Source organism: Comamonas granuli NBRC 101663, assembly GCF_000739995.1.
In the GTDB taxonomy this organism is placed as follows: domain Bacteria; phylum Pseudomonadota; class Gammaproteobacteria; order Burkholderiales; family Burkholderiaceae_C; genus Simplicispira; species Simplicispira granuli.
Genome location: NZ_BBJX01000005.1, coordinates 82,014 through 106,402, shown reverse-complemented (window position 1 = coordinate 106,402; position 24,389 = coordinate 82,014). Strand labels below are relative to the sequence as shown.

At 67.3% G+C, this 24,389-nt stretch carries 22 protein-coding genes and 1 tRNA gene; 9 read left to right on the top strand and 14 right to left on the bottom strand.

What is annotated here, in order from left to right:
* Nucleotides 1-50: 50 nt before the first annotated feature.
* Nucleotides 51-389 carry a hypothetical protein gene (locus CGR01S_RS06070; protein ID WP_042424598.1) on the top strand — a complete coding sequence of 113 codons (339 nt, stop codon included), beginning with the start codon at nucleotides 51-53 and terminating at the stop codon, nucleotides 387-389.
* Between the two features lies 1 nt (nucleotide 390).
* Here the strand turns inward: CGR01S_RS06070 and rlmD are convergent, their stop codons facing one another.
* Genes rlmD through CGR01S_RS06055 form a run of 3 tightly spaced genes read right to left on the bottom strand, consistent with a single transcriptional unit; the run spans nucleotide 391 to nucleotide 2,707 of the window.
* Nucleotides 391-1,860, bottom strand: coding sequence for a 23S rRNA (uracil(1939)-C(5))-methyltransferase RlmD (gene rlmD / locus CGR01S_RS06065; protein ID WP_042423828.1), 1,470 nt, complete (start codon nucleotides 1,858-1,860; stop codon nucleotides 391-393).
* Nucleotides 1,861-1,886: 26 nt separating this feature from the next.
* Complete coding sequence (locus CGR01S_RS06060) at nucleotides 1,887-2,183, bottom strand: hypothetical protein (protein ID WP_042423825.1); 297 nt, start codon at nucleotides 2,181-2,183, stop codon at nucleotides 1,887-1,889.
* A gap of 50 nt (nucleotides 2,184-2,233) precedes the next feature.
* Nucleotides 2,234-2,707 (bottom strand): Lrp/AsnC ligand binding domain-containing protein, encoded by a 474-nt coding sequence (locus CGR01S_RS06055; protein WP_042423823.1) that lies wholly within the window; start codon nucleotides 2,705-2,707, stop codon nucleotides 2,234-2,236.
* Between the two features lie 114 nt (nucleotides 2,708-2,821).
* Between CGR01S_RS06055 and putA the strand changes: the two genes are divergently transcribed.
* The 6 genes from putA (at nucleotide 2,822) to CGR01S_RS06025 (ending at nucleotide 9,192) form a co-directional block, all read left to right on the top strand.
* Nucleotides 2,822-6,529, top strand: a complete 3,708-nt coding sequence (gene putA, locus CGR01S_RS06050) for a trifunctional transcriptional regulator/proline dehydrogenase/L-glutamate gamma-semialdehyde dehydrogenase (protein ID WP_042423821.1) — start codon at nucleotides 2,822-2,824, stop codon at nucleotides 6,527-6,529.
* Between the two features lie 104 nt (nucleotides 6,530-6,633).
* Entirely contained in the window at nucleotides 6,634-6,963 is a 330-nt protein-coding gene (locus CGR01S_RS06045) for a hypothetical protein (RefSeq protein ID WP_042423818.1), read from the top strand.
* 131 nt (nucleotides 6,964-7,094) lie between these two features.
* Nucleotides 7,095-7,652, top strand: coding sequence for an RNA polymerase sigma factor (locus CGR01S_RS06040; protein WP_042423816.1), 558 nt, complete (start codon nucleotides 7,095-7,097; stop codon nucleotides 7,650-7,652).
* Nucleotides 7,653-7,666: 14 nt separating this feature from the next.
* Complete coding sequence (locus tag CGR01S_RS06035) at nucleotides 7,667-8,119, top strand: anti-sigma factor family protein (protein WP_042423813.1); 453 nt, start codon at nucleotides 7,667-7,669, stop codon at nucleotides 8,117-8,119.
* Nucleotides 8,116-8,589 (top strand): Spy/CpxP family protein refolding chaperone, encoded by a 474-nt coding sequence (locus CGR01S_RS06030; RefSeq protein ID WP_042423808.1) that lies wholly within the window; start codon nucleotides 8,116-8,118, stop codon nucleotides 8,587-8,589. The genes CGR01S_RS06035 and CGR01S_RS06030 overlap by 4 nt, the downstream gene beginning before the upstream one ends.
* 120 nt (nucleotides 8,590-8,709) lie before the next feature.
* A complete protein-coding gene (locus CGR01S_RS06025; RefSeq protein WP_042423805.1) occupies nucleotides 8,710-9,192 on the top strand; it encodes a hypothetical protein in 483 nt (160 codons plus the stop codon).
* A gap of 51 nt (nucleotides 9,193-9,243) precedes the next feature.
* Here CGR01S_RS06025 and CGR01S_RS06020 read toward each other — a convergent pair whose 3' ends face one another.
* The 10 genes from CGR01S_RS06020 to thrS all read right to left on the bottom strand — a co-directional run bounded on the left by CGR01S_RS06020 (nucleotide 9,244) and on the right by thrS (nucleotide 20,147).
* Nucleotides 9,244-11,931 (bottom strand): bifunctional acetate--CoA ligase family protein/GNAT family N-acetyltransferase, encoded by a 2,688-nt coding sequence (locus CGR01S_RS06020; RefSeq protein ID WP_042423802.1) that lies wholly within the window; start codon nucleotides 11,929-11,931, stop codon nucleotides 9,244-9,246.
* Nucleotides 11,932-12,035: 104 nt separating this feature from the next.
* A tRNA-Pro gene (locus CGR01S_RS06015) sits at nucleotides 12,036-12,112 on the bottom strand.
* Nucleotides 12,113-12,138: 26 nt separating this feature from the next.
* On the bottom strand, nucleotides 12,139-12,561 hold the full coding sequence (locus CGR01S_RS06010; protein ID WP_042423799.1) for a MerR family transcriptional regulator: 423 nt from the start codon (nucleotides 12,559-12,561) through the stop codon (nucleotides 12,139-12,141).
* A 142-nt stretch (nucleotides 12,562-12,703) separates the two neighbouring features.
* Nucleotides 12,704-13,048: an integration host factor subunit alpha gene (locus CGR01S_RS06005; protein ID WP_042423796.1), complete on the bottom strand. Its 345-nt coding sequence runs from the start codon at nucleotides 13,046-13,048 to the stop codon at nucleotides 12,704-12,706.
* Nucleotides 13,048-15,489: a phenylalanine--tRNA ligase subunit beta gene (pheT, locus tag CGR01S_RS06000; protein ID WP_042423793.1), complete on the bottom strand. Its 2,442-nt coding sequence runs from the start codon at nucleotides 15,487-15,489 to the stop codon at nucleotides 13,048-13,050. Before pheT ends, CGR01S_RS06005 begins: the two co-directional genes overlap by 1 nt.
* 136 nt (nucleotides 15,490-15,625) lie before the next feature.
* Nucleotides 15,626-16,678, bottom strand: coding sequence for a phenylalanine--tRNA ligase subunit alpha (gene pheS, locus CGR01S_RS05995; protein WP_042423791.1), 1,053 nt, complete (start codon nucleotides 16,676-16,678; stop codon nucleotides 15,626-15,628).
* Nucleotides 16,679-16,780: 102 nt separating this feature from the next.
* Nucleotides 16,781-17,140 carry a 50S ribosomal protein L20 gene (gene rplT, locus CGR01S_RS05990; protein WP_042423787.1) on the bottom strand — a complete coding sequence of 120 codons (360 nt, stop codon included), beginning with the start codon at nucleotides 17,138-17,140 and terminating at the stop codon, nucleotides 16,781-16,783.
* A gap of 26 nt (nucleotides 17,141-17,166) precedes the next feature.
* Entirely contained in the window at nucleotides 17,167-17,370 is a 204-nt protein-coding gene (gene rpmI, locus CGR01S_RS05985; protein ID WP_042423784.1) for a 50S ribosomal protein L35, read from the bottom strand.
* Between the two features lie 177 nt (nucleotides 17,371-17,547).
* On the bottom strand, nucleotides 17,548-18,150 hold the full coding sequence (gene infC, locus CGR01S_RS05980; RefSeq protein WP_084690578.1) for a translation initiation factor IF-3: 603 nt from the start codon (nucleotides 18,148-18,150) through the stop codon (nucleotides 17,548-17,550).
* A 77-nt stretch (nucleotides 18,151-18,227) separates the two neighbouring features.
* Nucleotides 18,228-20,147 carry a threonine--tRNA ligase gene (gene thrS / locus CGR01S_RS05975; protein ID WP_042424592.1) on the bottom strand — a complete coding sequence of 640 codons (1,920 nt, stop codon included), beginning with the start codon at nucleotides 20,145-20,147 and terminating at the stop codon, nucleotides 18,228-18,230.
* 486 nt (nucleotides 20,148-20,633) lie between these two features.
* Here thrS and CGR01S_RS05970 point away from each other — a divergent pair, with 486 nt between their 5' ends.
* Nucleotides 20,634-21,233, top strand: a complete 600-nt coding sequence (locus CGR01S_RS05970; protein ID WP_042423781.1) for a TRAP transporter small permease subunit — start codon at nucleotides 20,634-20,636, stop codon at nucleotides 21,231-21,233.
* A 23-nt stretch (nucleotides 21,234-21,256) separates the two neighbouring features.
* Nucleotides 21,257-23,074 (top strand): TRAP transporter large permease, encoded by a 1,818-nt coding sequence (locus CGR01S_RS05965; RefSeq protein ID WP_042423778.1) that lies wholly within the window; start codon nucleotides 21,257-21,259, stop codon nucleotides 23,072-23,074.
* Nucleotides 23,075-23,178: 104 nt separating this feature from the next.
* Here CGR01S_RS05965 and CGR01S_RS05960 read toward each other — a convergent pair whose 3' ends face one another.
* Nucleotides 23,179-24,261, bottom strand: a complete 1,083-nt coding sequence (locus CGR01S_RS05960) for a TRAP transporter substrate-binding protein (protein WP_042423775.1) — start codon at nucleotides 24,259-24,261, stop codon at nucleotides 23,179-23,181.
* Between the last annotated feature and the right edge of the window lie 128 nt (nucleotides 24,262-24,389).

Genomic DNA, 24,389 nt, shown 5'->3' with positions numbered 1-24,389 from the left:
CGCGCGCGCAGCAGCCGATAATGAAGGTCAAGCCTGCACACCATTCCGACATGCCACCACGCCTCTCCCTCGCCCTGGCCCTGGCCATGCTCCTGGCGGGCTGCGACCAGCTCCAGTCCATTCCCGGCCTGGGCCCGGACCCGCGCATTGCGCAGCGCGAGGAGGAGGCCAAGGCCATTGGCGGCGCCTGCCGCCATGCGCTGCGCGGCCCCGAGGACTGCTACGCCCTCAACCCCAAGGCCAACAAGGCGGCCATCTTCGCGGGCTGGAAGGACATGGACCAGTACATGCGCGAGAACAAGATCGAGGGCACGCCCTCGACCGTCACGCCCTCGGCCCGGCCGGCCACGGCAGACAAGCGCGACAGCACCCAGGACGAAGGCGCCTGAGTTAGGCCACAGCCTTCCGCTCGAACACCGCCATGCTCTCCACATGCGCGGTGTGCGGAAACATGTTGACCATGCCCGCGGCCGTGCAGCGGTAGCCCGCCTGGTGCACCAGCAGGCCGGCGTCGCGCGCCAGTGTGGCCGGGTTGCAGCTCACGTAGACGATGCGCCGCGGCGGCGTCCAGTGCTGCGCACCGGCCGGCAGGGGCGGCGCGCCCTCGGCGCCGCGGCGGGCCTGCTCGATGTCGGCCAGGGCCTTGGCAAGCGCGAAGGCGCCCTCGCGCGGCGGGTCCACCAGCCACTTGTCGGCCACGCCATCGGCGAGCAGCATCTCCGGCGTCATCTCAAACAGGTTGCGCGCTACGAATGTAGTAGCTGCCAGCGCTTGCCCCGCGGGCCTTTGGGCATTGTTGAACGCATAATTTTCGCGTGAACGCGCGACCAGCGCCTCGCTGCCCTCGATGCCCAGCACCGCGCGCGCCTGCGTGGCCAGCGGCAGCGTGAAATTGCCCAGGCCGCAGAACCAGTCGATCACGCGCTCGTGCGCCTGCACGTCCAGCAGGCGCAGCGCGCGCGCCACCAGCACGCGGTTGATGTGCGGGTTGACCTGGGTGAAATCCGTGGGCCGGAACGGCATGGTGATGCCGAACTCGGGCAGGCCGTAGGCCAGCGGCGCGCCGCCTTCATCGAGCAGGCGCACCGTGTCCGGCCCCTTGGGCTGCAGCCACCACTGCACGCCGTGCGTGGCGGCAAAGGCGCGCAGCAGCGCCAGGTCGTGCGCGCTCAGGGGCTCGAGGTGGCGCAGCACCAGGGCGGTCACGCTGTCGCCGCAGGCCAGCTCGATCTGCGGGCAGGTGTCGCGCGCCTGCAGGCTGCCGATGAGCGCACGCAGCGGCAGCAGCAGGGCGCTCACGTGCGGCGGCAGGATGGGGCAGACCTGCATGTCGCCGATGTAGCGGCTCTTGCGCTCGTGAAAGCCCACCAGCACCACGCCCTTCTTGAGCACATGGCGCACCGACAGGCGCGCACGGTAGCGGTAGCCCCAGGACGGCCCCTCGATGGGGCGCAAGAGCGTCTCGGCGCGCACCTTGCCCAGGTGCCAGAGGTTGTCTTCGAGCACGCGCTGCTTGACGGCCACCTGGCCGGCCATGTCCAGGTGCTGCATCTTGCAGCCGCCACAGGCGCCCGCGTGCAGGCCGAAATGCGGGCAGCGCGGGTGCACGCGCAAGGCCGATTCGTGGTGGATGTCGGTGAGGCTGGCCTGCTCCCACTGGTTCTTGCGGCGCTCGACGCGCACGCTCACGCGCTCGGTGGGCAGCGCCCCGTCGATGAACACGACCTTGCCGTCGGCGCGGCGCGCCACGCCCTGGGCGTCGAGGTTGAGCGCCTGCACGAGCAACTGCCCCTCGGGCAGGGCCGGGGCGCTGGCGGGCGGGATGTCGAGGTCGGGAGGGAGGCTGGAATGTTCGCTCATGCCCCTGATTGTCTCAGGCCCGGGCCTCAGCCCTTGGCGGGGCTTTGCGCGGGTGCAGGCGGCGCAGCAGGCGCGGTGCGCCGGGTCGCCAGGCGGTTGATTTCGGCCTCGCAGCCATGGTCGTCCAGCGTAAACACCAGCCTGCCGCCGGGCGCGGCCTGCGGCAGCGTCTGGTGCAGCGGCAGGGAGAGATCGACCGGCGGTTCGACCGAGCGGTACAGCACCTGGCCGTCCGCCCCGTAGATCACATAGCAACTGGCGGCAGCCTGCTGCGCCGCCAGGGCGCACAGCAGGGCTGCGGCAACACCGGGAAATGCACGCATGGTTTCTCTCCTTGGCTGGATGCGACGGCCCGATGATAGCGGCCGCGGCATCACAGCGGCAGGCGCGTGCTGTGCTTGACCTCCTCCATCACCGCGTAGGTGCGCGTCTCGCGCACGCCGGGCAACTGCCACAGCACGGCGCCGGCAAACTCGCGGTAGGCGTTCATGTCGGCCGTGCGCGTCTTGAGCAGGTAGTCGAAGCCGCCCGCCACCATGTGGCACTCCATGATTTCCGGACGCACCTGCACGGCGGCCTTGAACTGCTCGAACACATTGGGCGTGGTGCGGTCGAGCAGCACCTCGACGAACACCAGCATGCCGGCGCCGAGCTTGAGCGGATTGAGCCGCGCCTCGTAGCCCACGATGTAGCCCTCGCGCGTGAGGCGCTGCACGCGCGCAAGCACCGCCGTGGGCGAGAGCGCCACGCTGTCGGCGAGCTTGAGGTTGGAGATGCGGCCGTCGTCCTGCAGGATTTCCAGAATCCGGCGGTCGATACGATCCAGATCATTTATTTGTTCTGACATATGCAGACATTTATTCGGTTGATCGTGTAATTTTTGGATATTAATTCATCCGAATTCACCGCATGATCGCGCCACCGCATGCCCGTACCAGGTCCATTCCACGAGAGCCGCACCATGACACAGCCCTTTGCCGACTTTGCCCCCCGTGCCGCCAGCGCCACGCCGCTGCGCGCGGCCATCACCGCCGCCTGCCGCATCCCCGAGCCCCAGGCCCTGGCGCCGCTGCTGGAGCAGGCCCGCCTGCCGCAGGACAAGGACGAGGCCGTCCAGGCCCTGGCCCTGCGCATCGCCGGCACGCTGCGCCAGCGCAAGGCCTCGGCGGGTCGCGCCGGCATCGTGCAGGGGCTGCTGCAGGAGTTCGCCCTGTCCTCGCAGGAAGGCGTGGCGCTGATGTGCCTGGCCGAGGCGCTGCTGCGCATTCCCGACGCGGCGACGCGCGACGCGCTGATCCGCGACAAGATCAGCAACGGCCAGTGGGAGAACCACCTGGGCAAGAGCCCCTCGCTGTTCGTCAACGCGGCCACCTGGGGCCTGCTGCTCACGGGCAAGCTCACCGCCACGCACAGCGAGGGCAGTCTCTCGGCATCGCTGGGGCGCCTCATCGGCAGGGGCGGCGAGCCGCTGATCCGCAAGGGCGTGGACATGGCCATGCGCATGATGGGCGAGCAGTTCGTCACGGGCGAGACCATCGCCGAGGCGCTGGCCAACGCACGCAAGATGGAGGCCGAGGGCTTTCGCTACTCCTACGACATGCTGGGCGAGGCTGCCCTCACCAGCGAGGATGCGGCGCGCTACTACCAGTCCTACGAGCAGGCCATCCACGCCATCGGCCAGGCCTCGAACGGGCGCGGCATCTACGAAGGCCCGGGCATCTCCATCAAGCTCTCGGCCCTGCACCCGCGCTACAGCCGGGCGCAGTGGGAGCGCGTGATGGACGAGCTCTACCCGCGCGTGCTGCGCCTGACCGAACTGGCACGCCAGTACGACATCGGCCTGAACATCGACGCCGAGGAAACCGAGCGCCTGGAAATCTCGCTGGACCTGCTCGAACGCCTGTGCCACGCGCCCAGCCTGCAGGGCTGGAACGGCATCGGCTTCGTCATCCAGGCCTACCAGAAGCGCTGCCCCTGCGTGATCGACTTCTGCGTGGACCTGGCCCGCCGCACGCAGCGCCGCCTCATGGTGCGCCTGGTCAAGGGCGCGTACTGGGACAGCGAGATCAAGCGCGCCCAGGTCGATGGCCTGGCCGACTACCCCGTGTACACGCGCAAGGTGCACACCGACGTGTCCTACCTCGCCTGCGCGCGCAAGCTGCTGGCCGCCCCCGAGGCCATCTACCCCCAGTTCGCCACGCACAACGCGCACACGCTGGCCGCCATCTACCACCTGGCGGGCCACAACTACTACGCCGGCCAGTACGAATTCCAGTGCCTGCACGGCATGGGCGAACCGCTGTATGAACAGGTGGTGGGCGCCGTGGCCGCCGGCAAGCTGGGCCGTCCCTGCCGCATCTACGCCCCCGTGGGCACGCACGAAACCCTGCTCGCCTACCTGGTGCGCCGCCTGCTGGAGAACGGCGCCAACACCTCCTTCGTCAACCGCATCGCCGACCCCAGCATCGCCCTGGAAGACCTGGTGCAAAACCCCGTGGCCGCCGTGCTGCAGGCCGCCCAGGCCGAGGGCAGCGCCGGCCTGCCGCACCCACGCATCCCCCTGCCCCTGCAGCTCTATGGCAGCGAGCGCGCCAATGCGCGCGGCCTGGACCTGGCCAGCGAGCAGGTGCTGGACGAACTGGCCGCGCAACTGGCGCAAAGCGCCGCCCACCCCTGGCACGCCGGCCCCCTGCTGGCCCAGGACACGCCACCCGCCGCCACCGTGCCCGTGCGCAACCCTGCCGACCAGCGCGACCTGGTGGGCCAGGTGCAGGAAGCCACTCCCGCAGAAGTGGACCAGGCCCTGGCCTGGGCCGCGCAGGCCGCGCCACACTGGGCCGCCACGGCGCCGGCCGAGCGTGCCGCGGCCCTGCTGCGCGCCGCCGACCTGCTGGAGGCGCAGATGCCCCAGCTTCTGGGCCTGCTGATGCGCGAAGCCGGCAAGACCGCGGCCAACGCCGTGGCCGAGGTGCGCGAGGCCGTGGACTTCTTGCGCTACTACGCCGCCCAGGCGCGCAGCGATTTCGACAACAGCACCCACCTCCCGCTGGGGCCGGTGGTCTGCATCAGCCCCTGGAACTTCCCGCTCGCCATCTTCATGGGCCAGGTGGCCGCCGCCCTGGCCGCGGGCAACGTGGTGCTGGCCAAGCCGGCGGAGCAGACGCCGCTGGTCGCCGCCCAGGCCGTGCGCACCCTGTGGCAGGCAGGTGTGCCGCGCGCCGCCGTGCAATTGCTGCCCGGCCAGGGCGAGAGCGTGGGCGCGCGCCTGGTGGCCGATGCGCGCACCATGGGCGTGGTGTTCACCGGCTCCACCGAAGTTGCGCACATTCTGCAGCGCACGCTGGCCGGGCGGCTGGACGCTGCCGGCCAGCCCATCACGCTGATCGCCGAGACCGGCGGCCAGAACGCCATGATCGTGGACTCCTCGGCCCTGGCCGAGCAGGTGGTGGGCGACGCGGTGGCCTCGGCCTTCGACAGCGCCGGACAGCGCTGCTCGGCCCTGCGCGTGCTGTGCGTGCAGGAGGAGGCGGCCGAGCGCATCGTGGCCATGCTGCAGGGCGCCATGGGCGAGCTGCGCGTGGGCCGGCCCGATGCGCTGCGCACCGACGTGGGCCCGGTGATCGACGCCGAGGCCCAGAAGAGCATCCTCGGCCACATCGAGCGCCTGCGCGCCCAGGGCCGGCGCGTGTACCAGGCCCCGGCGCAGGCAGGCACGGAGCATGGCACCTTCGTGCCGCCCACGCTGATCGAGATCGAGCACCTCGGCGAACTGCAGCGCGAGGTCTTTGGTCCCGTGCTGCACGTGGTGCGCTATGCACGCAAGGACCTGCCGCGCCTGATGCAGCAGATCAGCGCCACCGGCTACGGCCTGACCCTGGGCCTGCACACGCGCATCGACGAAACCATCGCCCAGGTGCTGGAGCAGGCCCACGCAGGCAACATCTACGTCAACCGCAACATGGTGGGCGCCGTGGTGGGCGTGCAGCCCTTTGGCGGCGAAGGCCTCTCGGGCACCGGCCCCAAGGCGGGCGGCCCCATGTACCTGCTGCGCCTGCTCGCGCGCTACCCCGCCGGGGCGCTGGTGCAGCGCCTGCAGGCCGGCGGCCAGGCCGCGCAAGAGCAGCCACCGGCCCTGCAGGCCCTGCACACCTGGGCCCTGCAGCGCCAGGACGGCGCCCTCGCATCCGCCTGCGAGCGCCTGGGCCGCGAGACCCCCAGCGGCACCACGCTGGCCCTGCCGGGGCCCACGGGCGAGAGCAACACCTATCGCGTGCTGGCGCGCGCCCGCGTGCTGTGCCTGGCCGACCAGGACGCCGACCTGCTGGTGCAACTGGCCGCCGTGCTCGCTGCGGGCGGCCAGGCCGTGTGGAGCGCAGCGCACGCAGGTCTGCGCGACGCATTGCCCGCCGCGCTGCAGGAGCATGTGTCGCTGGCCGCCGATTGGCAGCAGGACAGCGTCTGGTTCGACGCCGTGCTGCACCATGGCAGCGCAGACGCCCTGCGCGCGGTGTGCCAGTCCGTGGCGCAACGCCCCGGCCCCATCGTGGGCGTGACCGGCTTGCGCCCGGGTGACAGCACCGTGCCCCTGGAGCGCCTGGTGCACGAGCGCTCGGTGAGCGTGAACACGGCAGCCGCCGGCGGCAATGCCAGCCTGATGACCATTGGTTGAGGCCGGGCGCGGGCATGGCGGGAACAATTCAGGGTTTTCCACGTTGAAGCAAGCAAGGCCCGGCGCATGCCGGACCCCACTCCCTGCAACTTCTGGAAACTCCCATGCCATCCTTCCGTCTTCTTCTGAGCGCCCTTGCCATTGCCGCCCCGCTGTCTGCGTTCGCGGCTGCTCCCCACACCTCTGGCGATGCGCCTGCGCACTCCGCCGCGCGCCAAGGCAACCTCTACGGCCTGGACTTCGAGGCGGGCTTTGCGTCGCACCGCGACCGCGCTGCCGTGCGCGCGGAAGCCATCCTGGCCGCACCCCACCGCCAGAATGACAACGCGCGGCCCGTGCTTGACGCAACGTCTGCCGTGAGCCGCAGCGCAGTGCAGGTTCAGGCCGAGGCCGCCCAGCGCGCCCATAGCATTGCCACCGGCAACCTGGGCTGAAACCCGCACGCCGCCGCCTCGCGCCCGCCCCCGAGAGCAGACATGGCCAGACCATCGGTATTCTTGCGGTTCAGCGGCGCGCAAAAAGATGGAACTTTGGCGCGCCCCATTCGTTGACATGGGCAACCGCCATGCGAACCCTTCTGCGCCACCTCGATGACAGCGAGTGCCTCGCCCGTGCCCGGCAGGGCGAGGTGGCCGCGTTCTCGGAGCTGGTGACGCGCTACCAGGACCGCATCTACCGGTTCCTGCTGCGGCTCACGCGCTCCCCCGACGATGCCCTGGAGCTGACGCAGGAGACCTTTCTGAGCGCCTACCAGGCCCTGGCGCGCTGGCAGCCCGAGGCGCAGTTCACGACCTGGCTGTTCCGCATTGCACGCAACCAGGCCTTCGACTGGCTGCGGCGCGGCAAGCGGGTCGAGTTCGTGGCGCTGGACGAGGAACAGGAGCACGGCCTTGCCGACCCTGGCCCGGGCCCGGATGCAACGCTGGAGACCACGCAAAGCCTGCGGGGCCTGGAGCGGGCCCTGGCCCGGCTGCCCACCGAGCACCGCGAAATCCTGCTGCTGCGGGAGATCGAAGACCTGTCCTACGAGGACATCGCCACGGTGCTGGACATCAGCCTGGGCACCGTCAAATCGCGCATCGCCCGTGCGCGCGCCAGCCTGTTGGACAAAATGCCGCGCTGACCGGAGGAAATGCCATGATCTGCCCCCGCCACGATGAACTGTCCGCCTATATCGACCAGGCGCTCGCACCGCGCGAACACGCCCGCTTCGAGCAGCACCTGCAGGGCTGTCCCGTCTGCCAGCGGCAACTGACGGCCTTGCAGGCCCTGCGCCACGATTTGCACGCCCTGCCCTCGCCCACGCTGGGCTTCGACCTCGCCTCCCGCCTGGAGGGCCGCCTGCAGCGCCCGCCGCGGCGCCGCCAGCGCCCCTGGCCCGCGCTGTGGGGCGGGCCCGGTTGGATACCAGCCGGTCTGGCCGCTGGCCTGGCGCTGGTCTCCGGCGTGTGGCTCGGCAGCCTGCTGCTGGCGGGCGGCAGCGCCGCCACCGCCCCGCGTGCCGCCATGGTGCGGGTCTTCGATCCGGTACCGCCGGGCGGCCTGTGCGCCGCCGCCGAACTTTGCCGCCTGCCGAAAGGAATGCCATGAACCGCACCCCCTGGCTCCGTTACCTGCTCGCCGTCTCGCTGGCGCTGAACCTGGGCATCGTCGCCGCCCTGGTGTGGCGCGCCGCGCCCCCCAATCCAGCGCAGCCGGCAGCGCAGCCCGCCCCCCTGCATCTGCCGGACTACCTGGAGCTGAGCGCCGAACAGCGCGCCCGCTGGCAGGAGCTGGAAACGCCCTTTCTGCACGCCCTGACGGCCAACTGGCAGGACATCCGCCAGCGCCGCGAGGCCCTGGTGCGGCATATTTTCGCGGCCCAGCCCGACCGCGCAGCCATCGATGCCGAACAGGCCGCCATTGCCGCCCTGCAGGGGGCGCAGCAGCAGCGCGTGATCGAACAGTTGCTGGCCGAGCGCAGCGTGCTGGACGCGCAGCAGCGCCAACGCCTCATGGACCTGCTGCTGAGCCGCTATGCGCAGGAAGCCACGGAGGAGGAGCTGCTGCACCGCGATTGAGCCGCATGCGGGCGCGGAGCAAAAAAAGAAGGAACATTCCCGCCCCCGGTTCGTTGAAGACAGCAAGGCCGCCGCGCTGCGAGGGCCCCAAACGTGTTCAACCCCTACCGGAGTCTTTTCATGAAATCACCCATCGCCCTGCTGCTGGCCCTGTCCCTGGCCTCCCCGCTGGCCGCACTGGCCGCTGCCGACGCCCATGACCACGGCAATGCCGCCCCGCACAAGCTCGAACTCAACGCGGGCAAGAAATGGGGCACCGACCAGGCACTGCGCCAGGCCATGGGCCAGATCCACAAGGCGGTGTCGCAGACCCTGCCTGCGGCCCACTCCGGCAAGGCCACGGCCGCCGACTACGACGCCTTCGGCAAGGAGGTCTCGGACCAGGTCACCTACATGGTGGACAACTGCAAGCTCGACGCCGCGGCCGATGCCCAGCTCCACATCATCGTCGCCGACCTGATGGGCGGCATCGAGGCCGCCCAGGGCAAGCAGGGCGCGAAGAAGCGCGCCGCCGGTGTGGTCCAGGTGGCCCAGGCGGCCAACGCCTACGGCAAGTACTTCGAGCACACCGGCTGGCAGCCCATCAAGCTGCCGCAGCACTGACCTGCCGGTGGACCGCTTCGGCGCCCGCAGTGGGCAGGCGCCGGGGCGCGCTCACAGCGTGTGCGCCACCAGCTTGAACTCCGGATCCTCCGGGTAGGGCTTGATGGAAAAGCCCAGGTTGCGCATCAGCTTGAGCATGTCCGGGTTGTTCGCGAGCACCAGACCCTCGATGGTCGAGAGGCCCTTCTCGCGCGCCACGTCCATGATGCTGAGCATGAGGCGCGAGCCCATGCCCTTGCCCGCGAAGTCGTCGGCCACCACCAGGGCGAACTCGCAACTGACGAGGTCCGGATTGGTCACGTAGCGCGAGACGCCCACGATGCGCTCGGTCTCCTGGATGCTGCCGTCATCCAGGATCTTGCGGTCCTTGACCACCGCCACCAGGGCCATCTCGCGGTCGTAGTCGATGAGCGTGAAGCGCGCCAGCATGGCGGGCGGCAGCTTGGCCATGGTGGAGACGAAGCGGAAGTAGCGGCTCTCGGGCGAGAGGCCCTGCACCAGGTCCTGGAGCATTTGCGCATCGTCCGGGCGCACGGGGCGGACGGTGTATTCGCCGCCGCCGCGCAGCGGCCAGACCTGCTCGAAGCGCGCCGGGTACGGCAGGATGGCCAGGTGCCCATACCGGCCCGAGCCGCTGCCCGCCAGTTGCGGCGCGTGGTCCACGAGGATGCGCGCATCGACCGCCACGGCGCCGTTCTCGTCGACGATGATGGGGTTGATGTCCATCTCGCGCAACTGCGGCAGCTCGCACACCATCTCGGAGACGCGCAGCAGGATCTGCTCCAGCGCCTCCAGGTGCACGGCGCGCGCACCGCGCCACTCGCCCAGGGTCTCGGCCACACGCGCGCGCTGGATCAGGTTGCGTGCGAGGAATTGGTTGAGCGGCGGCAGCTCCATCGCGCGGTCGTTGATGAGCTCGATCATCGTGCCCCCGGCGCCGAACGAGATCACGGGGCCGAACGGGTCGTCCGTGACCAGGCCCACGCAGACCTCGCGGCCGCGGCGCGTGGGCGCCATGTTCTGCACCGTCACGCCGTTGATGCGCGCCTCGGGCTTGAGGCGCGCCACGCGCTGCACCATGTCGGTGTAGGTGTCGCGCGCGGCGGCACCGTTCATCACGTTCAAGGCCACGCCCTGCACGTCGGACTTGTGCAGGATGTCGGGCGAATCGATCTTCAGCGCCACGGGAAAGCCCATCTGCGTGGCAATCATCATCGCCTCCTGCGCCGAGCGCGCGAGGATGGTGCGCGTCACCGGAATGTGGAAGGCCGCCAGCAGGGTCTTGGACTCCATCTCGGTGAGCACCTTGCGCCGCTCGGCCAGCACGCTTTCGATGAGCAGGCGCGCGCCCTCGATGTCCGGCCGCGCCAGGGCCGACAGCGGCGGCGGCGTCTGCTGCAGCAACTGCTGGTTCTGGTGGAAGGACGCGATGTTGCCAAAGGCGCCCACGGCTGCCTCGGGCGTGCGGAAATTCGGAATCGAGGCCTCCAGCAGCACGCCGCGCGCCGGCACGACCGTGGCGTCGCCCATCCAGCACGACAGCAGCGGCTTGTGCAACTGGCGCTTGGCCTGCACCACGGCCTGCGCCACCTCCGTCGGGTCCACGCCATGCTTGGGCGAATGGATGACCAGCACGCCGTCGATCTGCCGATCACGCGCCGCCGCCTCGATGGCCAGGCGGTAATGCTCGGGGGCGGCATCCTCGGACAGGTCGATCAGGTCCGTGAGCGAGGCCAGCGCCGGCAACTGCGGCCTGAGGGCGGCCACGGATTCGGGCGACAGGCGGCCCAGGTCGAGAAAGATCTCGTTGACCCAGTCGGCCGCCAGCACGCCCGGCCCGCCCCCGTTGGTCACGATGGCCAGGCGCTTGCCCACGGGCCGGTAGCGCGAGGCCAGGCACTTGGCCGCCGAGAACAGCGCCACGAAGGAGCGCACGCGCACGGCGCCGGCACGGCGCAGGGCGGAGTCGAACACGTCGTCGCTGCCGACGATGGCCGCGCTGTGCGTCTGCGCCGCCTCGTTGCCGGCCGGCTTGCGCCCGGCCTTGAGCACGACCACGGGCTTGGCACTGGCGGCCGAGCGCAAGGCGCTCATGAAGCGGCGCGCATCCGTGATGCCTTCCAGGTACATCACGATGCTGTGCGTCTGCGGGTCGGTGGCCAGGAAGTCGAGTACCTGCGCGATGTCCAGGCCGGAATGCGGGCCCAGCGAGACCACGGAGGAAAAACCCACGGCGTTGTTGCGCGCCCAATCCAGAATGGACGCCGTGAGCGCCCCGGACTGCGACACCAGCGCCAGCGGCCCCGGCCGCGCCAGGGGCCCGGCGATGCTGGCGTTGAGCTGCAGCGCCGGGCGCTGCATGCCCATGCCATTGGGGCCCAGGAGGAACATGTCCTCGCGCTCGGCAATGGTGCGCAGCTGCGCCGCCTGCTCTGCGCCGATACCGCTGGAGATGACCATGGCGGCGTGGCAGCCCATGCGGCCGGCCAGCTCCAGGGCGGCACCGATTTCAGCGGGCGGCAGCGCGATGATGGCCAGGTCCGCGCGGCTTTGCGCCAGATCGGCCAGCGTGCCCGTGGTATGGATGTCGAGGAACACCATGCGCCCGGCATAGCGCTGCGCGCGCAAGGCCTCGGACAGGACCTGTGCCTGCGCGGGGCGCTCCTCGTCGTCGAGCCGGCCGGCGAATACCACCACGGTCTCCGGCGTGAACAAGGGGTTCAGGTAATGCTTGTCCATGAAAGACTCCGAACAATCTCCCCCGGCGCCGGCAAGCAGGCCGCACAGGGCAAAAGAAAACGGGTTACAGCATTCCTACTGTAACCCGTTGTCTCGGTAAAAAATGGTCGGCGTGGCGGGATTCGAACTCGCGACCCCTTGCACCCCATGCAAGTGCGCTACCAGGCTGCGCTACACGCCGACAAGACTTAAATTATATATCGAAAATCAGGCCTCGAAAGAAAGCAGTGCACGAATTTCCAACAATTCCTGGCGCACAGCATCCATGTCGCCACGGCCCAGCGCGGCCACAGCCGCCGCGGGCTCAGCCACAGGCTCGAGCACCGCGCCTTCTGGCATGTCCGGCGCCGCGCCCGGCACGGCACGTGTGGCGTGCGCCAGCTCCTGCAGCTTGTTGCGCGCACCGCTGATGGTGAACCCCTGGTCGTAGAGCAGGTCGCGGATGCGGCGGATCATGAGCACCTCGTGGTGCTGGTAGTAGCGCCGGTTGCCGCGCCGCTTCATGGGCCGCAGTTGCGTGAATTCCTGCTCCCAATAGCGCAGCACGTGGGGCTTGACGCCACACAGCTCGGCCACCTCGCCGATGGTGAAGTAGCGCTTGGCCGGAATGGGGGGGAGCACGGTACCCATGGTCGATGGTGCGGGTGTGAGGCGGGCGCGAACGAATGATCAGCGGGGAACCGCCAAGGGTACTGCAGACGGACCGCCAGCGCCAGTACGCTGCAGCAGTTGCGCCACAGCATGGCCCTGGGGCGCGGCCGCCGCGCCCGGCTCAGCCGTGCGCGTCCTGGATCTGCTCTTTGAGCTTGCTGCTGGCGTGGAAAGTCACGACCCGGCGCGCGCCGATGGGAATGGCCTCGCCCGTGCGCGGGTTGCGCCCGGGACGGGGCGCCTTGGTCCGGATCTGGAAGTTGCCGAAGCCCGAGAGCTTGACGTCCCGGCCCTCGATCAGGCTTTGCGCAATCAGATCGAAGAAGGCATCGATCATGTCCTTGGACTCGCGCTTGTTCAGGCCGATGTGCTCGAACAGCAAATCGGCCAGTTGCGCCTTGGTCAGGGCCGGGGTCTCCAGGCTATCCACTGCAAACTCGATCACCTCGTCGCTCCGTTCCAGCATCACGCACGCAACCTTGCTCCCACCTGGGCCTGGAGTTGGGCCAGCACGGCCTGCACGGCCGCATCGATTTGCGCGTCCGTGAGCGTCGCATGGCCGCCCAGCGTCAAGCGCACGGCCAGGCTTTTCTCGCCCGGCTCCAGCCCCGCCGTACCCGCCTGCGCCCCCTTGCCCTGGGGCGCGCGGTATACGTCGAACAGCACGGCGCCACGCAGCAATTGCGCGGGCAGCGCCGCCTCGATGGCCGCCATCATAGCGGCATGGCTGACACTCTCGGCCACGACGACGGCCAGATCGCGCTCCACGGTCTGGTGGCGCGGCACGGGGACCAGGCGCGGCACCGCGCGCTCGAGCACGGCGTCGAGTTCGAGCTCGAACAGCACGGGCGGACGCGGCAGCTCCCAGGACTGGCACCAGCGCGGGTGCAGCTCGCCCACATGGCCGATGACCTGGCCGCCCACACGCACGCGCGCGCAGCGCCCGGGGTGCATGGCAGGGTGCTCGGCGGCCTCGAACTGCGCCTGCACGGGCGCGAGCAGCGCCTCGACGTCGCCCTTGGCGTCATAGAAGTCGACGGCGCGCTCCTTGCTGCCCCACTGCAGGGCATCACACGGGCCGTAGGCCAGCGCGGCCACGCGCATGGGCTGGTGGTAGCCCTGCACGGTGCTGTCGGAGTCGGGCACGGCGGCGTCGCGCAGGAACACCCGACCGAGCTCGAACACGCGCACGCGCTCGGCGCGGCGGTCCAGGTTGAACTTGAGCACCTGCAGGAGCGAGCCCAGCAGCGAGGAGCGCATCACGCTCATCTGGCTGGCAATGGGGTTGAGCAGGCGAATGGGCTGGGCGTTGCCCGCCAGCTCGTGCTCCCAGCGCTCCTCGACGAAGCTGAAGTTGATGGTTTCCTGGTAGCCCTGTGCGGCGAGCTGGTGGCGCACGTCGAAGGGGCTGCGGCGACTCTCGGCGCGCAGCTTGGGCGTGATGGGCGCCAGCGGCGCCGTGGTGGGCAACTGGTTGTAGCCCACCATGCGCGCGACTTCCTCGATCAGGTCTTCCTCGATGGCGAGGTCGAAGCGGTAGGACGGCGGCGTGACGGTGACCGTGCCCTCGCCCTGCGTGACCGCCAGGCCCAGGCCCGTGAGGGCGTCGGCGCATTGCGCCTGGGTCAGGGGCATGCCGATGACCTTGGCGGCACGCGCCACGCGCAGGGTCACGGGGCGCGCCTCGGGCATGCGCACCTGCTGGTCGGTGATGGGGCCGCACTGCGTCGCGTCCGTGCCGCAGATCTCCAGCACGAGCTGGGTGATGCGCTCGATGTGCTCCACGGTGAGCTGCGGGTCCACGCCGCGCTCGAAGCGGTGGCCCGCGTCGGTGGAGAAGTTGTAGCGGCGCGAGCGGCCGGCGATCGCCTTGGGCCACCAGAAGGCGGCCTCGACGTAGATGTGGCGCGTGTCGTCGGACACGGCCGTGGCGTCGCCGCCCATGATGCCGGCAAGCGACTCGACCTGCTGCTCGTCGGCGATCACGCCGACCTTCTCGTCGACTTCGACGGTGTTGCCGTTGAGCAGCTTGAGCTGCTCGCCCGCACGGCCCCAGCGCACATCCAGGCCGCCATGGATCTTGTCGAGGTCGAAGATGTGCGAGGGGCGACCCAGCTCGAACATCACGTAGTTGGAGATGTCCACCAGCGCGGTCACGCTGCGCTGGCCGCAGCGCGCCAGGCGGTCGACCATCCACTGCGGCGTCTGGGCCTGGGTGTTGACGTTGCGCACGATGCGGCCGGAGAAGCGCCCGCACAGGTCGGGCGCGCTGACCTTGACGGGCAGCGTGTCGTCCAGCGCCACGGCCACCGCGGGGAAGGTGGGCGCCTTCAGCGGCGCGCCGGTCAGGGCGGCGACCTCGCGCGCCACGCCGTAGACGCTCAGGCAATGCGCCAGATTGGGCGTGAGCTTGAGCGTGAACAGGGTGTCGTCGAGGTTCAGGTACTGGCGGATGTCCTGGCCCAGCGGGGCGTCCAGCGGCAGCTCCAGCAGGCCACCGTGGTCCTCCGAGAGCTGGAGCTCGCGCGCCGAGCACAGCATGCCCTGGCTTTCCACGCCGCGCAGCTTGCCGACCTTGATCAGGAAGGGCTTGCCGTCCTCGCCGGGCGGCAGTTCGGCGCCCACCAGGGCGCAGGGCACGCGGATGCCCACGCGGGCGTTGGGTGCGCCGCAGACGATGTTGAGCAGCGCGCCCTGGCCCACGTCCACCTGGCACACACGCAGGCGGTCGGCGTTGGGGTGCTGCTGGGCGTCCTTGATCTCGCCCACGACCACGCGCGTGAACGGCGGCGCCACGGGGCGCAGCTCCTCGACTTCAAGGCCGGCCATGGTCAGGGTCTCGGCCAGTTGGGCGGTGGACAGCGGCGGGTTGCAGAACTCGCGCAACCAGGATTCGGGAAATTGCATGGTCAGACTCTTTGAGGCGTCAGGCCCTCGGTACGCTATGAAATCAGGAGCTGGTAGCGATTGCTATGTGGTCGATTCAATATGAAAACATATTGAAAATCAATGAAATCAAGCGCTGGCAGCTCACTTTTTTGCATTACTGGAACTGCGACAGGAAACGGATGTCGCCGTCGAAGAACAGGCGCAGATCGTTCACGCCATAGCGCAGCATGGTGAAACGGTCCAGCCCCATGCCGAAGGCAAAGCCGATGTAGCGCTCGGGGTCCAGGCCCATGTTGCGCACCACGTTGGGGTGCACCTGGCCAGAGCCGGCCACCTCCAGCCAGCGCCCGGCCAGCGGCCCGTCCTGGAACTGGATGTCGATCTCGGCGCTGGGTTCGGTGAAGGGGAAGAAGCTGGGCCGGAAGCGCAGCACCAGGTCCTCGCTCTCGAAGAAGGTGCGGCAGAAGGCGGTGAAGACGACCTTCAGGTCCTTGAAGCTCACGTTCTCGCCGATCCACAGGCCCTCGCACTGGTGGAACATGGGCGAATGCGTGGCGTCCGAATCGACGCGGTAGGTGCGGCCGGGCACGATGACGCGGATCTCGGGCATGCTCTGGCCGGCATCGAGCAGCGCGCGGTGGCGCTTGACGTGCTGCACCGCATGGCGCACCTGCACCGGGCTGGTGTGCGTGCGCAGCAGGTGGGGCGCGTCCGGCGTGCCACCTTCGATGTAGAAGGTGTCATGCATGGAGCGCGCGGGATGGTCCTCGGGCGTATTGAGCGCGGTGAAGTTGAACCAGTCGGACTCGATCTCGGGGCCCTCGGCCACGTCGAAGCCCATGGAGCCGAAGATGCCCTGGATGCGCTCGAGCGTGCGCGAGACCGGGTGCAGCCCGCCCTGCCCGCGCCGGCGCCCGGGCAGGCTCACGTCCAGCGCCTCGGCCTTGAGCTGCTCCTGCAATTGCGCATCGGCCAGTTGCTGGCGCCGCTCGGTCAGCAGCCCTTCGATGGCCTGCTTGGCCAGATTGATGGCCGCGCCGCGCGATTTCTTCTCCTCCACCGAGAGCTGGGCCATGCCCTTCATGAGCTCGGTGATGCGACCGGCCTTGCCCAGGAACTGGGCCTTGGCGTTTTCCAGGTCGGCGGGCGTCGCGCTGTGAGCGAAGGCCTGGCGCGCACTTTCGACCAGCGGGTCCAACTCGTTCATATGCATTCTTCAAAAAGAAACAAGGGCCAGTGCCTTTTCAAGCCCTGGCCCTTGTTGTTGGTGCGTAGGTAGCTATCAAAAAGATAGTAGCCCGCCGGGAACTCAGGCAGCCAGCTTGGCCTTGACCTGATCCACGATGCTGCCGAAGGCAGCCTTGTCGTGCACGGCGAGGTCGGCCAGCATCTTGCGGTCGATCTCGATGGCAGCCTTCTTCAGGCCGTTGGCGAACTGGCTGTAGGTCAGGCCCAGCTCGCGCACACCGGCGTTGATACGGGCGATCCAGAGGCGGCGGAACACGCGCTTCTTGTTGCGGCGGTCACGGTAGGCGTACTGCCCGGCCTTCATCACCGCCTGCTTGGCGATGCGGAAGACATTGCCGCGGCGGCCGCGGAAACCCTTGGCCAGAGCCAGAACCTTCTTGTGACGGGCATGAGCCGTAACACCACGTTTGACGCGAGGCATGTGTGTACTCCTTGTTCGTCAGTTGATTACAGGCCGGCAAAGGGCAGCATCTGTGCGATGTGACCCATGTTGGTCTCATGCACATTCACTGCACCGCGCAGGTGGCGCTTGTTCTTGGTGGTCTTCTTGGTCAGGATGTGACGCTTGAAGGCCTGGGCGCGCTTGACGGTACCACCCGGACGAACGCGGAAGCGCTTTTTGGCGCTGCTCTTGGTTTTCATTTTGGGCATTGGAATGCTCCTCTTTGTTTGTGCTCGCGAGGCGTTTGCAAACCAGCTTGCAAACTTGTCGGCCCCGAGCCACTTTTAACGGCAGGCTTTCGCCTGCCCGGGCAGGAATGCCATGCACTCCTGCCACCGGCTGCCCCGGCATGCGCCGCGGCGGCCAGATGCTTGCGCTGTTTCCGTTCAGCCGGCCTGCTCGGCGCCCGTGGCTTCGGAGGCGGCCTTGCCGGCCTTCTTGCGCGCCGGAGCGATCATCATGATCATCTGGCGGCCTTCGAGCTTGGGAAACTGCTCCACCAGAATGGTGTCGGCCAGGTCGTCCCGGAGGCGGTTGAGCAGCGCCAGGCCGAGGTCCTGGTGCGTGATCTCGCGGCCGCGAAAACGCAGGGTGATCTTGCACTTGTCGCCATCGGCGAGGAACCGCCGGATGTTGCGCAACTTGATGTTGTAGTCGCCATCGTCGGTCCCGGGACGGAACTTGACTTCCTTGATCTCGATGACCGTCTGCTTGGCCTTGGCCTCGGCAGCCTTCTTCTGCTCCTGGTACTTGAACTTTCCGTAGTCCATCAGGCGGCAGACGGGCGGGTTGGCCGTGGCAGCGATCTCGACCAGATCGACGTCGAGCTCGCCGGCCATGCGCAGCGCCTCCATCAGGCTCACGACACCGATGGGTTCGTTGTTCGGCCCGGACAGGCGCACCTCGGGCGCGGTAATCTCACGATTGAGACGGTGCTTGCGCTCCTCGCGCTGACGACGGTCACGAAATTCAGTAGCTATGGCTCTCACCCTTGGTCAAAAACGACAACACGCAGTACCCACGGCACGCTGCCTGCAGGCCGGGGCTTGCAGGCACACATCCGCGATCAGGCTTTGGATGCAACGGCCTGGACGATCAGGTCGATGAACGCATCGACCGGCATGACGCCCAAGTCCTTGTTGCCCCGGGCACGCACTGCGACGGCTCCAGACGCCCTTTCCTTGTCGCCGGCGACGAGAATATAGGGCAGTTTCTGCATGGAATGCTCGCGTATTTTATACGTTATCTTTTCGTTACGCAGATCCAGCGCCACGCGCAGCGGATGCTGGGGCATGGCCTGGGCGATTTTTTCGGCAATTTCGCGACAGTAGTCCGCCTGCGCGTCGGTGATATTGAGCACCGCCACCTGCACCGGCGCCAGCCACACCGGCAAGGCGCCAGCATGCTGCTCAATCAGGATGCCGATGAAGCGCTCCAGGCTGCCGACGATGGCGCGGTGCAGCATCACAGGCCGGTGGCGCGCACCGTCCTCGCCCACGTACTCGGCGTCCAGGCGCTCGGGCATGGAGAAGTCCACCTGCATGGTGCCGCACTGCCACTGGCGGCCGATCGCGTCCTTGAGCGTGTACTCGATCTTGGGGCCGTAGAAGGCGCCATCGCCGGGCGCGATCTCGAACGCGCAGCCCGAGGCCTGTAGGCTGTGCATGAGCGCCTGCTCGGCCTTGTCCCAGCTTTCGTCCGAGCCGATGCGCGCCTCGGGGCGCGTGGCCACCTTGTAGATGATGTCCGTGAAGCCGAAGTCCTTGTACACCTTCTGCAGCAGGGCGGTGTAGGCCGTGCACTCGGAGAGGATGTGGTCTTCCGTGCAGAAGATGTGGCCGTCGTCCTGCGTGAAGCCGCGCACGCGCATGATGCCGTGCAGGCCGCCCGTGGGCTCGTTGCGGTGGCACTGGCCGAACTCGCCGTAGCGCAGCGGCAGATCGCGGTAGCTCTTGATGCCCTGCTTGAAGATCAGGATGTGGCCCGGACAGTTCATGGGCTTCAAGGCGTAGTCGCGCTTCTCGCTCTCCGTCGTGAACATGTTGTCACGGTACTTGTCCCAGTGCCCCGTCTTTTCCCACAGCGTCTTGTCCAGGATCTGCGGGCCCTTGACCTCCTGGTAGCCGTTGTCGCGGTACACGCGGCGCATGTACTGCTCCACCTCCTGCCACAGCGTCCAGCCCTTGGGATGCCAGAACACGGTGCCGGGCGAATGCTCGTCGATGTGGAACAGGTCGAGCTCGCGGCCGAGTTTGCGGTGGTCGCGCTTCTCGGCCTCCTCCAGCATCGTGAGGTACTGCTGCAGTTCGTCCTTCGTGGCCCAGGCCGTGCCGTAGACGCGCTGCAGCATCTCGTTGCGGTGGTCGCCGCGCCAGTAGGCGCCGGCCACCTTCATGAGCTTGAAGAACTTGAGCTTGCCCGTGCTGGGCACGTGCGGGCCGCGGCACAGGTCCTCGAAGCCGCCTTCGCGGTACAGGCTCACGTCCTCGTTGCTCGGGATGCTGGCGATGATTTCGGCCTTGTAGTGCTCACCCAGGCTCTTGAAATACTGCACCGCCTCGTCGCGCGGCAGCACGCGACGCACCACGGGCTCGTCCTTGGCGGCGAGCTCGGTCATGCGCTTCTCGATCGCCACCAGATCTTCGGGAGTGAAGGGGCGCTTGTAGGCAAAGTCGTAGTAGAAGCCGTTCTCGATCACCGGGCCGATGGTGACCTGCGCGTCGGGGAACAGCTCCTTGACCGCATAGGCCAACAGGTGGGCCGTGGAATGGCGGATGACCTCCAGGCCCTCGGCGTCCTTGGCAGTCACGATGGCCAGCGCGCTGTCCTGCGTGATCTGGTAGCTCGTGTCCACCACCTTGCCGTCGACCTTGCCCGCCAGCGCGGCCTTGGCCAGACCAGAGCCGATGGAGGCGGCCACCTCGGCCACCGTGACCGGGCCGGGATAGCTGCGCTGCGCGCCGTCGGGGAGCGTAATCTGAATCATGGTGAGCAAATCCTTGTCAATTCTGGAGAGGTACTGCAATGCGCGCCTCGGCCATAAAGCAAAAAGCGCGGAACACGGTCCGCGCTTTTCGAGGGGGAGAGGAAAACGGTCTCGTGCAGGCGCGAACACCCGGCCTCAGCGGCCGGCGGACTGGGTGGTCGTAGTTCGCGGTGTCATAACCGATCTTGCCTTTCTCGCCCTGGTGTGTGGATGACCCGGCCATTCTACCTCGCCCTGCACGCACGGAACCTGCAGGCCGCCGCAGACCGACCGAGCCGCACGGGCCGCGAACTTGTTGCACCGCTATGCAAACAAGAGCAATTGAACCCCGTTCAACCGTGCATTTTCGCCCCCCAGGCATTAGGCCTTAGTGCAACGCGGGCGCACGGGACTCCGTAGAATGCGCATGTCCAAAAAATGCACCACAGCGCATGCCCCACCCGGGCATGCGCTGTGGTGTGCTTCGGCTGCTTTTCTGGAGACACCATGCAGGCTTTACTCTCACTGTCCCGTGCCATCGACAGGCTCAATACCTTCGTGGGCAAATATTGCATCTGGCTGATTTTTGCGGCCACCTTCATCAGCGCGGCAAACGCGGTGGTGCGCAAGGTGTTCGACACCAGCTCCAACGGCTTTCTCGAGGTGCAGTGGTATTTGTTTGCCTGGTCGTTCCTGATCGCCGCTGGCTACACGCTGCTCCACCGTGAGCATGTGCGCATCGACGTGCTCAACAGCCGCCTGCCCAAGAAAGTGCAGATCTGGATCGAGATCCTGGGCATCGTGTTCTTTCTCACCCCGGTGTGCATCGTCATTCTTTGGCTGTGCGGGCCCATCGTGGCCGAGCGCTACGCCTCGGGCGAAATGTCACCCAACCCCGGAGGCCTGATCCGCTGGCCGGTCTGGGTGGCGCTGCCGGCAGGCTTTGCCCTGCTCATGCTGCAGGGCTGGTCCGAGCTCATCAAGTGCATCGCCTTTCTCACGGGCCAGGGGCCCGATCCGACGGTGAAGCTCAATGACAAGAGCGCCGAAGAGGAACTCGTCGAAGCGCTGCGCCAGCAGCAGGCCGCGACCGGCCAGGCCCACTGACACGCACGCGGAGCTTGTTCACCATGGAATTCATTGCTGCCAACTTTGCCCCGGTGATGTTCGCCGGGCTGATCTGCTTTCTGATCCTAGGCTTTCCCGTGGCCTTCAGTCTGGGGGCTGCGGGCTTGTTCTTCGGCCTGCTGGGCATCGAACTGGGCGTCTTTACCACGTCGATATTCTCGTGGCTGCCCCAGCGCTTGATTGGCATCATGGCCAACGAAACCCTGCTGGCCGTGCCCTTCTTCACGCTGATGGGGTTGATCCTCGAACGCAGCGGCATGGCCGAGGATCTGCTGGAAACGGTCGGTCAGGTGTTCGGTCCGCTGCGCGGCGGCCTGGCGCTGGCCGTGGTACTGGTGGGGGCCATGCTCGCCGCCACCACCGGCGTCGTCGCTGCCTCCGTGATCTCCATGGGCCTGATCTCCATGCCCATCATGCTGCGCTACGGCTATGACCGCAGCCTCTCCAGCGGCGTGATCGCCGCCTCAGGCACGCTGGCGCAAATCATCCCACCGTCGCTGGTGCTGATTGTGCTCGCCGATCAAATGGGCAAGAGCGTGGGCGACATGTACAAGGGTGCGTTCATCCCCGGCTTTGCCCTCATGGGGCTCTACATCCTGTGGATCGTCGCTCTGGCCATTTTCAAGCCCAAGGCAGTGCCTGCACTGCCGCCAGAGGCACGCACCTTCCGCGAAGCCAACGGCCACTCGGGCTACACCTCGCTGGCCGTGCTCGTGGCCCTGTCCACGCTGGTGGCCGTGTTCCTGGCAGAGCACATGGAGGCCGTGCATTCCTGGTGGAAGAACGAGTTGGTGGAATTTGTGCCCACCGATGAAAAAATCGTCGTCGCCATGTGCGGCGGCAGCTTTCTCGCCTGGCTCATCGCCGTCGTCAACCGGGTCACGAACCTGGGCCTGCTGTCCAAGCTGGCCGAGCGGGTCACGTTTGTGCTGATCCCCCCGCTGCTGCTGATCTTCCTCGTGCTGGGCACCATTTTCCTGGGTGTCGCCACGCCGACCGAGGGTGGCGCCATGGGTGCCATGGGCGCGCTGGTGATGGCCGCGATGCGCGGGCGCATCAACCTGCAATTGCTCAAGCAGGCACTCAACACCACCACCAAGCTGTCATCCTTCGTGATGTTCATCCTCGTGGGCGCGACCATCTTCAGCATGGTGTTCCAGGCAGCGGATGGCCCGGTCTGGGTCGAACACCTGCTTTCCAAGCTGCCCGGCGGTCAGTTGGGTTTCCTGATCTTTGTGAACGTCATGATCTTCGTGCTGGCGTTCTTCCTGGACTTTTTCGAGCTGTCCTTCATCGTCGTTCCGGTGCTCGCACCCATTGCCGACAAGATGGGCATCGATCTCGTCTGGTTCGGCGTGCTGCTGGCAGTAAACATGCAAACCTCGTTCATGCACCCGCCGTTTGGCTTTGCGCTGTTTTACCTGCGCTCGGTCGCGCCCGAGAAACCCTACGTTGACCACGTGACGGGCAAGACCATGGCCCCGGTGACGACGATGCAGATCTACAAGGGCGCGATTCCCTTCCTGATCCTGCAACTGACCATGGTCGCCATTCTGATTGCCTTCCCCAGCCTGGTCACCAGCAACCTGGACAAACAAGTGAATGTGGACATGAAGGCCGTTGGCGAGCAAATGCTGGAGCAGTTGGACCAGGGCGGCGACATGGAACCAGGCCACAGCGACGATGCGCTCGGGGAGCCGTCTCCACAAGACGGTGCAGCATCCACCCCCGATGAGGCCCCCAGCACGAACACGGACAGCACGCCGGCGGGCGAGGAAGACCCTATGAAGGCCCTGAGGGACGCCACCGGCAAACCTTGACCTTCTGCAAGCGCGCCCATGCTGGGCGCGCACAAAAAAAACCGCGGCCTCAGAGCCGCGGTTTGTCTTTCTCGGGGCACACACGCAGTGCGCCCCCCAAGGCGTCAAATCTTCAGCGACGCCATATCCTGGGTGAATGCCAGTTCCGAGTAGCGGTTCCAGAGAATCTGGTCACGTTGGAAGGTGCGCAGGTCGTCGAGGATTTTCTTGAACTGCGGATCCTTGGCGCTGTGCTCGGCGTACACCTCTTGCGCGGCCTTGAAGCCCGCCTCGACGATGGCCTTGGGGAAGCGCTTGAGCTGCGTACCGCTCGCGGCCAGGCGCTTGAGCGAGATCGGATTCAGGGCCAGGTACTTGGAAGTGCCGTCGTTGTAGGCGACAGCCGCAGCGGCGTGCACGATGGCCTGGTTTTCCGGCGAGAGCTTGGCAAATGCCTTCTTGTTGATGAAGAACTCCAAGTCCGCGCCACCTTCCCACCAGCCACCGAAGTAGTAGTACTTGGCGACCTTGTTCCAACCCATCTTCTCATCGTCGTAGGGTCCCACGAACTCGGCTGCGTCCAGCGTGCCCTTTTCCAGTGCCTGGTACACATCGCCGCCGGGCATGTTTTGCGCCACCACGCCCAGCTTGGCCATGGATTCGCCGAACACGCCGCCGCCCAGGCGCATTTTCAGGCCCTTGAAGTCGGCTGGGGTCTTCATCTCCTTGCGGTACCAGCCGCCCATTTGCGTGCCGGTGTTGAGCGCACTGATACCGAAGAAGTTGTACTTGCCGTACAGCTCATCCATCAGCTTGTGACCGTTGCCGTGCAGCTTCCAGGCCTGGTTTTGCTGCGCCGTCATACCAAAGGGAATCGCGCAACCGAAGGCGAACGATGGATCCTTGCCGGTGTAGTAGTAGGCAGCGGTTTCACCCATTTCCAGCGAGTCGTCGGCCAACGCGTCAACGATGCCGAATGCCGGCACCAGTTCGCCCGCAGCGTGCACCGAGACCTCGAACTTGCCGCCCGAAAGCGCCTTCACGGTCTCGGAGAACTTGACGGCGCAGCCATGCAGGGTTTCTAGCGATTTGGGGAAACTGGTGGCCAAACGCCAGCGCACTGCCGCTTGGGCATGCACTGCGGGCGCCACGCCTGCGGCCAGCACGCCTGCAATACCTGCATTTTTAATGACGGAACGACGATCCATGAAGGTCTCCTGATTGATTGAAAAAAACCCGGCCTGGCTTGGGGTACAAGAGCCAGGCCGGAGACTTCGCAGCCCGAGGCATTGTAGAAACAACCGGTGCGAACTCTGGGCGGGTCAACCCTGTACAC

Excerpts from the sequence above, each read along its gene's own strand:
- CGR01S_RS05970 (WP_042423781.1), top strand. The coding sequence starts at position 20,634 with ATGCAGGCTTTACTCTCACTGTCCCGTGCCATCGACAGGCTCAATACC.
- CGR01S_RS06010 (WP_042423799.1), bottom strand. The coding sequence starts at position 12,561 with ATGGGTACCGTGCTCCCCCCCATTCCGGCCAAGCGCTACTTCACCATC.
- putA (WP_042423821.1), top strand. The coding sequence starts at position 2,822 with ATGACACAGCCCTTTGCCGACTTTGCCCCCCGTGCCGCCAGCGCCACG.
- rplT (WP_042423787.1), bottom strand. The coding sequence starts at position 17,140 with ATGCCTCGCGTCAAACGTGGTGTTACGGCTCATGCCCGTCACAAGAAG.
- CGR01S_RS05965 (WP_042423778.1), top strand. The coding sequence starts at position 21,257 with ATGGAATTCATTGCTGCCAACTTTGCCCCGGTGATGTTCGCCGGGCTG.
- CGR01S_RS06035 (WP_042423813.1), top strand. The coding sequence starts at position 7,667 with ATGATCTGCCCCCGCCACGATGAACTGTCCGCCTATATCGACCAGGCG.
- rlmD (WP_042423828.1), bottom strand. The coding sequence starts at position 1,860 with ATGAGCGAACATTCCAGCCTCCCTCCCGACCTCGACATCCCGCCCGCC.
- CGR01S_RS06060 (WP_042423825.1), bottom strand. The coding sequence starts at position 2,183 with ATGCGTGCATTTCCCGGTGTTGCCGCAGCCCTGCTGTGCGCCCTGGCG.
- rpmI (WP_042423784.1), bottom strand. The coding sequence starts at position 17,370 with ATGCCCAAAATGAAAACCAAGAGCAGCGCCAAAAAGCGCTTCCGCGTT.
- CGR01S_RS06040 (WP_042423816.1), top strand. The coding sequence starts at position 7,095 with ATGCGAACCCTTCTGCGCCACCTCGATGACAGCGAGTGCCTCGCCCGT.
- CGR01S_RS05960 (WP_042423775.1), bottom strand. The coding sequence starts at position 24,261 with ATGGATCGTCGTTCCGTCATTAAAAATGCAGGTATTGCAGGCGTGCTG.
- pheS (WP_042423791.1), bottom strand. The coding sequence starts at position 16,678 with ATGAACGAGTTGGACCCGCTGGTCGAAAGTGCGCGCCAGGCCTTCGCT.
- CGR01S_RS06005 (WP_042423796.1), bottom strand. The coding sequence starts at position 13,048 with ATGCTGGAACGGAGCGACGAGGTGATCGAGTTTGCAGTGGATAGCCTG.
- CGR01S_RS06020 (WP_042423802.1), bottom strand. The coding sequence starts at position 11,931 with ATGGACAAGCATTACCTGAACCCCTTGTTCACGCCGGAGACCGTGGTG.
- CGR01S_RS06030 (WP_042423808.1), top strand. The coding sequence starts at position 8,116 with ATGAACCGCACCCCCTGGCTCCGTTACCTGCTCGCCGTCTCGCTGGCG.
- CGR01S_RS06025 (WP_042423805.1), top strand. The coding sequence starts at position 8,710 with ATGAAATCACCCATCGCCCTGCTGCTGGCCCTGTCCCTGGCCTCCCCG.
- pheT (WP_042423793.1), bottom strand. The coding sequence starts at position 15,489 with ATGCAATTTCCCGAATCCTGGTTGCGCGAGTTCTGCAACCCGCCGCTG.
- CGR01S_RS06045 (WP_042423818.1), top strand. The coding sequence starts at position 6,634 with ATGCCATCCTTCCGTCTTCTTCTGAGCGCCCTTGCCATTGCCGCCCCG.
- thrS (WP_042424592.1), bottom strand. The coding sequence starts at position 20,147 with ATGATTCAGATTACGCTCCCCGACGGCGCGCAGCGCAGCTATCCCGGC.
- CGR01S_RS06055 (WP_042423823.1), bottom strand. The coding sequence starts at position 2,707 with ATGTCAGAACAAATAAATGATCTGGATCGTATCGACCGCCGGATTCTG.
- CGR01S_RS06070 (WP_042424598.1), top strand. The coding sequence starts at position 51 with ATGCCACCACGCCTCTCCCTCGCCCTGGCCCTGGCCATGCTCCTGGCG.